The sequence below is a fragment of the Trinickia symbiotica genome (assembly GCF_002934455.1).
Lineage (GTDB): Bacteria > Pseudomonadota > Gammaproteobacteria > Burkholderiales > Burkholderiaceae > Trinickia > Trinickia symbiotica.
The window spans coordinates 1-12,625 of sequence record NZ_PTIR01000008.1 but is presented as its reverse complement, the minus strand read 5'-3'; the positions used below and the strand labels follow the sequence as shown (position 1 = coordinate 12,625).

Below are 12,625 nucleotides of genomic sequence, written 5' to 3'. Positions count from 1 at the left end.
GGCGCGTATCCAGGCGGATCGCCTCCTGGCTCGGCAGCGCGTTCCAGTTCGTGTCGAACGCACCCGTCGAGACCGTCGAGAGGCGATTCATGCGGTCGTACGTGTAGAACTCGGTGATCCGGCCGGCATGATTCACATAGCTCACGCCGTTGATGATCGCGTTGCCCGACTCATCCCAGCCGACCACGTTCTCCTGCCGCACGACCTACTGGCCCCATGCGGTGTCGCTCGTGCGATTGCCGTTCTTGTCGTACGTCAGAATGTGGCCCTGGCCAGCCGTAGACCAAAATAAATCTGTCACAAAAACGGAAATAAAAGTGTCACTCTTGATGGCCGGATGCTTCAATCCAAAAATTACCGTTGATTTTCATGGAGTTGCGATTGCGAATTAAAAGTGTCACCGTTGCATCGTGGGCCCTGAGGAGTCAGTGACTGCGAGCTCGCGTCGCGGCGCAGCCTCGCCCCCCTCCAACAGCGCAACCTGCCGAGGCAAACAGACAGTTTCGAGGTCGTATCGACTTACCACTGTCGCACGCGCCGCGCTCCTCATTGCGCTGTGCGCCTCGCGGTTCGCGCAGACACCTATCACTGCTTCGATCAGGTGCTCGCGATCAAAGAAGTCGACCAATATGCCGTTGCATCCGTTTTCGATGACTTCCTCAACGGGTGCCGTGCGTGAGCCAACCACGACACAACCGGCAGCCATTGCCTCTAGCATCGACCAAGAAAGTACAAACGGGTACGTTAGATAGATGTGGGCCGTGGAAATTTGCAGCACACGAAGATAGTCTGTGTAAGAAAGGCGACCAAGAAAATGCACTCGCGATAGGTCGAGTCGATCGCCGACCTCTTCGATAAAATGTTGACGATATGTTCTACCTCTGAGAGGTCGGCTGTATGACACGTCGTCGCCTCCCACGATCAGCACGTGTGCGCGCGGGCAGTGGCGTAGCAGTTCCGGCAGTGCTCGCATGAATACGTGAAACCCGCGATAAGGCTCCAGATTGCGGCTCACGAAAGTAATGACTTCGTCGCGCGAACTGAGCGTGAGGCTTGATGAGGGCAGCGCTACCGTCGCACTGGGGGCCGGTTTGATCAGATGGGTGTCGACGCCATCGTGAACCGTCGCAATCTTTGAGCGAAGCTCCGTCGGGTACCGCGAATGCTGCCATCGCGTTGGGCTGATGCCCAAATTGCTCGCGATTAAGCTGAGCGCGTGGACCATGTTCTCGGTACCGACGCTTAAGTCGTCCGATCTGGCGGGCATGAACTCGTCGTCAAATCCGTAATCCTGGCCGCGCCGATTGAAGTAGAACTCGCAATAATTGACGACCTTTGCGTCGGGGAAGATGTCTCGAACGTAGAGCATTTCGCCCCACCCGGGATGACCATAGATCACGTCCGGGTGAAGGCCCTTATCGCGTAAGGTTTTAAGACTTTTCGCTACCGCCGCGCCCCGCCGCAGCAGCATCTCAGTGCTGCCCAGCGCAGACTGAGAAGCGCGCCCAATCTGCCGTGCGAATGCATAGCCGAAAATCTTGACGTTATGTGAGCATTGAGCGAAATTCTCACGAATCCGCGACGCGTCGCCAAGCCCAAACACTTCGACGCCAGGCATAGGTCCATAGTGGTCCATCAAGTGCCTGAACTGCCCCGGCAAGTTTTGATGAATGAAGAGAATCCGCAAATCTCCGCTCCTTCTACCTGATCCCGGGTGGTACGACAACTTGTGTCTTCATTCGGTACTTATCCGGTGTAGGTCCGGGATGCCGAGTCGACCGATCTTTGCCGCCAGCTGGAGCCTTGCCGCTCGCCAGTCGGTCAACGCCTGAATGCGCTGCCTAGCCGCGTCCGCTAAGGAGGACTGGGCATTGAGCAATTCGAGAATATTGCCCACGCCCGCGGTATATCGATGCTTCGCTGCGTTGAATGACTGCTCGGCTATCTGAAGCAGCGCCGCGGTGTTTGCGACATTCCGGGTGTCAGTCTGCAACGCTTGGTAGCTCTTCCAGACGTCAAGGCCCACCTGTCGTCGGGCTTCGTCAAGGGTGTATTGCTGCACCTCCGCTTGCGCATGCGCTTCGCGGATCTGATACGTCCTGCCGAACCCTTCGAACAAAGGTATCTGTATCTGAACTCCGATGTACCAGTCATGCCCCGTTGCCGGAAAGGGTGGCTCACCCAAGCCCAAGGCGGCCGGCTGATTGTTGCGCGAATATTTGCCCACTAGGCTGATCGTCGGTAGCCCCTCGGCGCGGATCTGGTCTTCCTTGGCCACAGCTGCCTCCAATTGCGCGCGTGCGGCGGCCACGCTCGGATGGGTGCGCTCGGCTTCGTCGATCAACGCCGCAGCAGAATCGATGAAATCCTGATCCGCACTTACCCCCGCGGCAACGCCGGGAATGGCGATAGGCTCGGCTGGGCTCAGATTCATATCCGACGCGAGCGTCCCAAGCGCCGTACTTAGATCGCCCTCTGCCTTGGCTCGGTTGTACGTCGCTTGTGCATACGACGTCTGAGCCTGCAACTGGTCTGTGATCGCGGCAACCCCGTTTCGGACGCGCGCGGACGCAGCCACGAAGCTATCATGCGCAATCTGCTCGGTCTCTCGGGCAGCAGCCAGCTTGCCTGCCGCGGCTTGTGCCGCGTAGTAATCTGTCGCCACCGTCGCAAAGACCTCTTGGAGGATCGCGTCTTGATTGGCGCGAGCAGCCGCCAAAAGCTGCTGCGCGTTGCGTAACGCCGCATTCCTTCCGCCGAAATCGAATAGCACCCAATTCAGCGAGACCGATTCAGTCTGAATCATGCTGCGGTTTGCTGAGCTCAAGGCGGGGTGTCCAGTCACATCCGTAACCTGGTTATCGCGCACGTCTTGCCATGCACCCGTGACAGAGGGAAGGTAGGCGGCTTTCGCGATTCCGACGGTGGCAGCTTGTACTTTGACGTTGGCCCACGCTTCGCGTGTCTTCGGATGCTCGCATAGCGTTCTGTCAACGGCCTCTTCAAGCATAAGCGGCGTGCCCAACGGGCCGAACTGACAAGGTGAACCGGCGTTGGCTGCAAGAAGGAGGGCAGCGGGCGTGCGCGGCACCGCGTCCGAGGTGCCAAAGACGTCAAACGCCATTGCTGATGGCAGTTCAGCCCAGGCGAGCGCTGCCGCGCCTAAGAAGGTCGCAATTTTGCATACGCGATGACGTGTAGACGCGCGATCCCATTTCAATGCCGAGCGCGGCGGCACTGCTGCGCAGCCATGCCTGCCCGCCACAAGTTCAGCGCTCACGAAGGCTCTCCCGAGCCGTCTGAATCAGCGGATCCAGGAAGTATCCTGCGACGCTGCGGCGCCCGGTCCTTATCTCCGTGGTTACCTGCATACCGGGCGTGAGACTGATCCACTTCTGTTCAATACGCATCTGGCTGGATGGCAGACGAATTCGGGCTACGAAGGTCAGTCCCGCCTTTTTGCCCTTATCCTGCACCGCGTCGTTTGAGACGGATACCACCCTGCCGGTCAGATAGCCATACTGTGTGTACGGGAACGCCTCGATTTTCACGACGGCATCCTGGCCGACATTAACGAAACCGATGTCTTTGTTTTCGATATTCGCTTCAACTTCCACGGCGTCGTCGGGCACCACCTCCATGAGCGACTGAGCGGTCGTGACAACCCCGCCGAGGGTATGCACTGACAATTGCTGTACGGTGCCAGAGACCGGAGAATAAAGCGTCAACAAGCGTTGGCGAGTGTCGGCCTTGGTTTCCTCATCGCGATTTTGTGCAAATTGCTGGCTGGCCTTGTCAAGGGCATCGAGTTGCTCGCGGCGAAACTGGGAGGTGATCGACTCGATGATCGATCGCTGCTCGATGACGCCGGCGTTTAGTTCGCGTGCGTGGCTCTGCTGTGCGGCAAGCTCGTGCTCCTGCTCAAGAGCCGTCTGTTCTTTGCCGAGGTAGTCGTGCTGAGCAACGTAGTTATCGACGGCGAGAGCCTTATAGTCGTTTGCCTCCCTTCGGGCGAGCGGCGCGGTCGCACGAAGCTTCGCTACTTCCTGCGCCGTCGTCGTCGATTCTGCTTCTCGTTTCAGCAGTTCCGCGCGGGCCCCGGCAACCTTGTCCGCGTACTCGCGAAACAAGCCGTCAGCAAAGCGTTGTGCCTCGGCACGCTGTTCAGACGAGGCACCATCGACTGCGGAAACGGCCGGACTAGAACCTGTCTGCTGAGCGGCAACGAGTGAGCGGGCTCGAGCCATCGCAAGTGCCGCGTCAATCCGTGCTGAACGTGATTTGTGAGCATCTGCAGCCGCCTGAGTGGTATCCAGCTCGATCAGGGGTTGTCCTTGTGACACCCGTTGCCCATCATGCACGAGAATCTGGCGCACAACGCCCGTAATCGCCGGTTGAATCACTTTCACGCGCGCGCTTGGGATTAGCTTTCCTTGGGCGGTCGCCACGATGTCGAGCTTGCCGAACACAGCGATCAACAGCAATGCGCATGCAAGCGCAACAATGGCGCGCATCGCCCAGCGCGGCGCCGGATGTGGCGGCGTTTCGATCAGTTCCAGGTTAGCGGGCAGGAACTGCAACTCGTCGGTGGAGCGCCGCTGAGCCTCCAGTTGATCTCGTATAGCCCATGCCGACTGGAAGATCGAACCGTACCGCCGACATAAGTCTCCTATCGCCTGGAGCCGCAGAGAATTCATTATCATCATGCGTTTTGCAGGGACACGAGGTGGGCGTAGTAGCCGCGATGGTTCATCAGTTCGTCATGGCTGCCGTGCTCGACGACACGCCCTTTATCCATTGCGATGATGCGATTCGCATGGCGAACCGCACTGAGCCTGTGCGCGATAATGATCACTGTACGGCCCTGACAGATGGCTTTCATGTTGTTCTGAATTACCCGCTCGGTCTCGAAATCAAGCGCGCTCGTGGCTTCGTCGAAGATCAATATTCGAGGATTGGTGAGAAGCGCACGTGCAATGGCAATGCGTTGTCGCTGGCCACCCGAAAGCGTCGAACCATGTTCGCCAACGACTGTGTCATAGCCTTGCGGAAGCTCTGCAATAAAGTCATCCGCCCCCGCGAGCTTCGCCGCATGGATCACCGCTTCCAGAGGCGCACCGGAGTCCGTGATAGCGATATTGTCGCGAATTGATCGGTTGAACAGTAAGTTCTCCTGCAGCACCACACCGATTTGCCGGCGCAGCCATGCAGGATCCGCCAGGGCGAGATCGATCCCATCGATGCGCACGCGACCATGTTCAGGAACATACAAGCGCTGCAACAATTTCGTCAGCGTGCTCTTCCCGGAACCCGACCGGCCAACGATGCCGATGACTTCCCCGGCGCGGATCGCCAGGTTGATTCCGTTGAGGACAGGTTGGCCATCGGGGCAATAACGGAAGCGGATGTCATCAAAGTTCACATCCCCCTTGATCGCAGGCATCGCCTGGCGACTTTGGGGTAATTCGGTACGCGAATTCAGGATATCGCCCAAGCGCAGCATCGAGATGCCAATTTGCTGGAAATCCTGCCACAGTTGTGCGAGGCGCAGTACCGGTGCGGCGACACGCTGCGACATCATGTTGAAGGCGACCAGTTGGCCGACGGTCAGCTTGCCATCGATGACGAGCTTCGCGCCCAGGAACAGCGTCGTCACTGTAACGAGCTTTCCCACGAGTTGAATAAGTTGCTGTCCAAGTTTACTCAGAGAATTCACGCGGAAGCTGGCGGTGATATACGCCGCCAGTTGGTTGTCCCAGCGACGGGTGAACTGCGGCTCGAGCGCCATCGCCTTCACGGTCTGGACGCCGGAAACCGCCTCCACGAGGAAGGATTGATTGTCGGCACCGCGAGCGAACTTTTGGTTCAATCGGTCACGCAGCACCGGGTTTAGCGTCATGGAAATGGACGCATAAACTGGCAGGGAGATGGCGACGACCAGGGTCAGCCAGACGCTGTAAATGCACATGACGCCAAAGAAAACCACAGAGAAAAGCAGATCGATGACGGCTGTTATCGCCTGCCCGGTAAGAAAACTCCGAATGTTTTCGAGCTCTCTGACGCGAGCGACCGTATCGCCGACGCGTCTCGCCTCAAAGTAGGCGAGCGGCAGCGTCAGCAAGTGACGGAAGAGCCGAGCGCCAAGTTCTACATCAATGCGATTGGTTGTATGTGCGAAGACGAAGTTTCGCAAGCCCGTCAGGATCACTTCGAAAATGGAACAGACGAGCAGCGCGAGGCAAACAACGTTGAGCGTCGTGTACGCGCGGTTCACGAGAACCTTGTCCATCACGACTTGGAACATCAGAGGGGAGACGAGGCCAAAGAGCTGCAGCACGAGAGATACCAGTAGCACCTCGAGCAACAGGCGCCGGTATTTGACGACTGCAGGAATAAACCACGAAAAGTCAAACCGCGCCAGTTCGCCGGCGAGCGACGCTCGTGAAGCGAACAACAGTAGGTGCCCTGCGGAGCGCCTCATTACCTCGGAGGGCTGAGTGACAGTCGGCGTTGCCGCGCCGCATTCCAAGACCATGGATCGCATGCCATCGCATGCGGCCAAGACGCAATGCTTCCCTTCGCTATCGAGCAGTAGTGCCGGCAAAGGCAATTTTGGCAGACGGGCTTCACTGACCTTAACCGCGCGCACCTTCAGCCCAAGTGAACGAGCGGAAAGAATTAAATCTCGCTCGTCAAAACGAGCGTTTTCAAGCGCGGCCGCATGACGCAATTGATCGGCATCCGCTGCGATGCCGTGAAGGCGCGCTATCACAATCAGTGCCGCGAGCCCCGGATCCGCGGCGAGGTGTTCTGGTCGTGCGGTCACAAACGAGACCCCGTATTGGTTGTTTCGCCGATCCTGTGTCGTCGACGAATCACTGCCGTCAGGATCCCGTCACGTAGATGTGACGGGATCACCGAAGATGGAATGCTCCTACTGATGCCACGCCGAATTGACCGCGGTAAGCAGCGTTGGATCGTTGATAACCGGGTTTGCCGACGAGGTCGGATCGAAGCCCGGATTATTGCTACTAAAGGTCGCCATTGCCTGGACTAACTGGTCAATCCGTGCATCCAGCGTCATGTTGCCCGCCGTGCCGCCGCTGACAGTAAGCTCTCCAAGCTTGCTGTAGGAGTTGTTGAACCAGTTTTGAATGGTGGCTTCCGTCGTGGAACCCATCACTTCAACCTGAAGATTGTTTCCGACTTGCGCCAACCAAACGTTGTCAGGATTGACGCCCGCGATCGATAAAACCCCTTCCGAAACGTTGTTGCTCGATATGCCATTGACGATCGTTATAGGACCGTATCCCGGTTGGAGGAGGTAGGTATCGCTTCCGCCGTTGCCGACTTCGGTCGCATTGCCACCACGGCTATCGAATACGTCTGCCCCCGGTGTGCCGTAGAGCGTGCCCCCGCCAGCGTTGCCAGTCGTCGCCATTTGCTCAAGCTGCTGTGCCGACCACGTCGTACCGTCGGCGAATTGCACCTGCTGCACCCCGTAGTCGCTTCCGTAGAGGGCGTTATCCAGCGTGATCTGGTCGCCCGCTATGCCGTCTGTCAGCACCAGCCCGCGGCTGCTTGTGCCGGCTACTGAGACTTCCGACTCGTCGATTCCCGCGCCAAGCCGCAGGACCGAATTCGTGCCTGGGTAGTAATTGGCTTCGTCGATCTCCAGTTGACCGTAACCTTGATTGAAGACGAACGTATCAGCGCCGCCATTGCCGATCTCGATATCGTTGCCGCCCTGGCCATCAAAAATGTCGGCGCCGTTGGTGCCGTATAGCGTCTCGTTGCCCGGCGTGCCTTGGACATCGCGCGCCCAGGCAATCATTTGGGCCGCCGTCCATAAGGTTCCGTCGGCAAACTGCACTTGCTGCACGCCCCGCAACCCCGAGTTATCCGCCATGCCGTCCAGCTGGATCTGATCGGATCCCGACGTCAAGACGACATCCTGGTACTGGTCCGATGTCACCGTTACTGAAGAAGGCGCGATCCCCGGGCCGAGCTTCAACACCTTTCCCACAATGCCGTGAGAGTAGTCCTGCTCGTCGATTTCCAGGTGGCCGTAGCCCTGGTTGAAGACAAACGTGTCGGCACCGCCTCCGCCTACCTCGAGGTCGTTGCCGCCTCGGCCATCGAACCAGTCGCCGCCCGCCGTCCCAGATAGCGTGTCGTTACCAGCGGTCCCTCGGATGATGCTGGCCATCGCCAATATCTGGCTCGGCGTCCACTGCGTGCCATCGGCGAACTGGACTAGTTGGATTCCGCACGATTGCGTGGTCATACCATCCAGCACGACTTGGTCTGTGCCAGACGTTAAGACGATACTGCCGTTGCTTCCCAACGACGCAGTGACCATAGCGGCCCTGATGCCGGCCCCGAACTGCAACACGTTGGTTGAATCGTAGTTGGCCATCCCCTCTTCGATTTCGAGATGTCCGTAGCCCGGATCGAATATGAACGTATCGTCGTTGCCATTTCCGATCTCGACGTCGTTGCCTCCCTTTCCGTCGAACGTACTTGAAATACTGGTGCCGTATAGCGTGTCGTTACCGGCTGTTCCCTGAACGTTGCTGGCCATTGCGATGATCTGGCTGGCCGTCCATACCGTCCCGTCGGCGAACGTCACTTGTCCGACGCCGTAATCTCCCCAGCCATCCGCCATCCAGTCGATCACGATCTGATCCGTTCCCGACGTCAGCACGATGTCTTCGCTCTTGTCCGTGGTGACTTGGAGGGAAGATTCGCTGATTCCAGGACCCAGTTCCAACACGCTCGTCGCGACGGTGTAATTTGACTCGTCGATTTCCAAGTGACCGTAACCCGCGTTAAATACAAAGGTGTCTAAATGGCCGTTACCGTCACCTTCTTCATAATCGTTGCCGCCCTTCCCGTCAAACAGACTGGCGTCGGTGGTGCCCAGAAGCACGTCGTCACCGGGCGTGCCGGTTGTGGTTTCCGCCATCTGCAACAGCTGCTGCCTGGTCCAGACCGTTCCATCCGAGAACTGGACTTGCTCTACGCCCTCCCCGCCCAATTCGCCGTCGAGTTCGATCTCGTCGCCTGCCATCCCATCCGTCAGTATGACCCCGTAGTCCTCGGTGGCGCTAACCTCCACTGACGAGGCGCTGATCCCCGGGCCAAGCTGTAAGACGTTAGTGGGTTGATACGGATATTCATAGATCTCCAGATGCCCGTAGCCCGCATTGAAAACGAACGTATCTCCCTTGCCGCCGCCGGTCTCGAAGTCATTCCCGCCCTTGCCGTCGAACACGCTGGCAGTAGTGGTGCCGACCAAGTAATCGTCCCCCGGCGTACCTGTTCTCGTTTGCGCCAATTGAACCAGTTGCTGAACGGACCACGTCGTCCCATCGGCGAATTGAACCTCTTGTATGCCACGCGAGGTACCACCATATCGTGCGTCATCGAACTCACCATCGAGAACGATCTGGTCACCAGGCGTGCCGTCACTAAGCACAATGGCGTCACCGCGCGTCACAGACGCTGAAATCGACGACTCGCTGATACCCTGTCCGAGTTGCAGTACGTTATTTGCGGTCCCCCACTGATACTCATTGATTTGCAGATGTCCGTATCCGGCGTTAAAAACGAACGTGTCGCCATCGCCACCGCCGGCTTCGTAATCGTTCCCGCCTTTGCCATCCAAGAGGCTCGCTTGCCATCCGCCAATGAGGACGTCGTCCCCCGGCGTTCCCTGCGTCGCCCTCTGCAGCAGTTGCTGCGCCGTCCACATGGTACCGTCAGCAAATTGCACCTCTTGTACACCGCCGTACTGCAGTCCCTGGAACTCATATGCCTGGTTGACCAGCGTGACCTCGTCGCCCGCGATGCCGTCTGTCAGCACGACGGCGTCCTGCATATTCTCCTTTACCGTCACAAACGATTCGTCGATGTCAGGCCCGAAGAGCAACACGTTGGTGACACCGTTGGCAGCCTGCGGTTCGTATACCGTCAGATGTCCATACCCGGCTTTGAAGACGAACGTGTCGTTGTTTCCCTGTCCGCCCGCCACATCGTTGCCGCCTTTTCCGTCAATAACGCTTGGATCACTCGTGCCGCCGATCGAATCATCTTTTGCCGTGCCTGAAACGTCGCTGAGTGACGCGAGAATCTGGCTCGCTGTCCATACGGTTCCGTCGGCAAATTGCACGTCTCGAACGCCGAAGTTGCTGCCACGGTCGGTCATGTAATCCAGCTTCACCTGATCGCCGTTCGAACCGATCGTGAGCAGCACGGAGTCGCCCGCCAGGCTAACCGTCACGGATGACGGCAATATGCCAGGGCCGAGCAGCAGGGTGCCCGTTGTCGTTGCCGCACCCTGCTCGACTATCTCTAGCGTCCCGTACCCTCGATTGAATATAAACGTGTCATTGCCGCCGTCTCCGTCTTCGTAATCGTTGCCCCCACCACCATCGAACAAGTTTGCACCGCTCGTTCCAAAAAGCTGGTCATCGCCCGCCGTGCCGCGGATCTCGCCGATCGACGCCAGCATCTGGCTGGCGGTCCAGACAGTACCGTCCGCAAACTGCACCGTCTGCACGCCGTCTCGTCCTGATCCATTGGCCATTCCGTCGAGGGTGATCTGATCGTTGCCGTCCGTCAGAACGAGGCTCTGGTTGGGGCCGTATGCGATCGTCACCGCTGACGGCGTAATTCCCGAGCCCAACTCGAGCACACTGTCGAAGCCGGCGCTGCCGTTGACCTCCGAAATCTCGAGGTGCCCATAGCCCTGGTTGAAAATGAACGTATCGTTGCCTCCACGCCCCGACTCGTAGTCATTGCCGCCTTTGCCGTCGAAGACGTCGTCGCCCGACGTCCCATAGAGATCGTCGTTGCCAGTCGTGCCCTGGATGTCGCTCGACCATGCCAAGATCTGGGCGGCTGTCCAACTCGTGCCGTCGGCGAACAACACTTGCTGAATGCTGCTGCTCGCACCTCGGGTCATACCGCTCAGCATGACCTGGTCGCCCTCGGTACCGATCGTCAAGACGATATCGCCTGAATAATCGGTGCTGATCTTCACTTCGCTTGGCGTGATGCCCGTGCCTAAGTCCAAGACGCCGGAGCCAGAGTCCTTGATGACAAGAGTTCCGTAGCCCGAGTTGAAGACGTATGTGTCGTTCCCGCCGTTCCCTACCTCGACGTCATAGCCGCCCTTACCATCGAAGACGTTGGCCCCCCCTGTGCCGTAGAGGGTGTCATCTTGGGGTGTCCCGTCGATGGTGGCGAGCATCCCCAGAAGTTGGCTTTGCGTCCAGATCGTGCCATCGGCGAACTGAATTTGCTGGACGCCTTCGCGCGCGTCCCCGGTCGCTTCACGATTAAGCATGACCTGGTCGCCGTTGGTGCCGATTGTCAGCACAATGTTTTGGCTGCGATCGACGCTGACCACTACCTGATCAGGAGTAATTCCAGCACCCAACTGCAATACGTTCTCCGGGGATGCGCCATAGTCGTACTCGTTAATCGTGAGCTTCCCGTAACCTTCATTGAAAATGAAAGTGTCGTTCCCACCGTTGCCAATCTCCACGTCGCTGCCGCTGTACGGAGTGCTGCCCTTGCCATCGAACGTGTCGGCTCCGTTGGTACCGTACAAAGTTTCGCTTGCGGCCGTGCCTTGGATGTTGCGCGCCGACGCGATGAGTTGACTCTGGGTCCATGCGGCTCCGTCGGCGAATTGGACCTGTTCGACTCCCCAGCGCAGATCGCCCGTTCCCTCGCTGTCCAGTTTTATCTGATCGCCATTGCTGCCAATGGTGAGGAGAATGTCCTGATTGTCATCGAGCGTGACTTTGACGGCATCCGGCGTAATGCCGGCTCCCAAGCGCAACACGTTATTCGACGCGTTCCAGTCGAATTCGTTGATTTCCAGTTGCCCATAGCCTTGATTGAAGACAAACACATCCCCGCTGCCTGAACTCCCTTCGTACCTGACACCGGGACCACCGTCGAAATAGTGTGGGACACCCGCAGTGTGCGCCACAGCCACAGTGTTCGTTCCGTTGCCCAAGAAAACGTTGCCTTGGACGATTTCATCAAGGCTGAACGGCAAGTTCAGACTGCTGAATGGCCCCTGAAACGCAGTCTGATAGGCGCTCGCCCCCAACCCCAACTCGCTGCAAAGGTTGCCAACCATCGGGGCCACACTTGACCAGTACCCCTCAGCCGCAAGTTGCCCCGCTGGAGTTGCATTGATCAACGCTTCAGCTAGTGCGGTGAGGTCCACGCTGCCAACCAACGAGTCCGTGTCGTAATTGAAGCCCACGCCCGACAGATAAGAGGCCAGAGGCCCTTGCGCCACCAAGCGAACCTCAACGGCATTCATCAGCTGGTTGAATGCATCCTGCAGCACCTGGGCCTGATGCCAATTGGAAGGGTCGGGGCCACCTGTGAAGCTTGATACGAAGTTTTCGCCCGTGAATTTTTCTAGCACACCCAGTTCCTGAGCGTCCATATAGGATCCCCGGCTGCTGGGATCGACGTTCTCGACGCCGGCCCATTGATACGTAAGCGCGAATTTAAGCGCACCTAGAATCGGAAGCTGAACGAGCGCAGGCTTGCGTCCGCAACTACAACTTGCGGACGCAACCTATGACTGAGA

The 12,625-nt window shown here is 58.2% G+C and carries 5 protein-coding genes; all 5 read right to left on the bottom strand.

The annotated features are described in order from the left end of the window. Window positions 1-397 precede the first annotated feature (397 nt). The gene (locus tag B0G57_RS13260) at window positions 398-1,687 is read right to left on the bottom strand and encodes a glycosyltransferase (protein WP_020566555.1); all 1,290 of its coding nucleotides are present in this window, start codon (window positions 1,685-1,687) and stop codon (window positions 398-400) included. A 48-nt stretch (window positions 1,688-1,735) separates the two neighbouring features. Next, window positions 1,736-3,124 carry a TolC family protein gene (locus tag B0G57_RS13255; RefSeq protein ID WP_018443844.1) on the bottom strand — a complete coding sequence of 463 codons (1,389 nt, stop codon included), beginning with the start codon at window positions 3,122-3,124 and terminating at the stop codon, window positions 1,736-1,738. A gap of 145 nt (window positions 3,125-3,269) precedes the next feature. Further along, window positions 3,270-4,697: an HlyD family type I secretion periplasmic adaptor subunit gene (locus B0G57_RS13250; RefSeq protein ID WP_026230260.1), complete on the bottom strand. Its 1,428-nt coding sequence runs from the start codon at window positions 4,695-4,697 to the stop codon at window positions 3,270-3,272. A gap of 5 nt (window positions 4,698-4,702) precedes the next feature. Further along, entirely contained in the window at window positions 4,703-6,826 is a 2,124-nt protein-coding gene (locus B0G57_RS13245) for a type I secretion system permease/ATPase (RefSeq protein ID WP_026230259.1), read from the bottom strand. 108 nt (window positions 6,827-6,934) lie between these two features. Then, window positions 6,935-12,478 (bottom strand): beta strand repeat-containing protein, encoded by a 5,544-nt coding sequence (locus B0G57_RS13240; protein WP_018443841.1) that lies wholly within the window; start codon window positions 12,476-12,478, stop codon window positions 6,935-6,937. Window positions 12,479-12,625 lie beyond the last annotated feature (147 nt).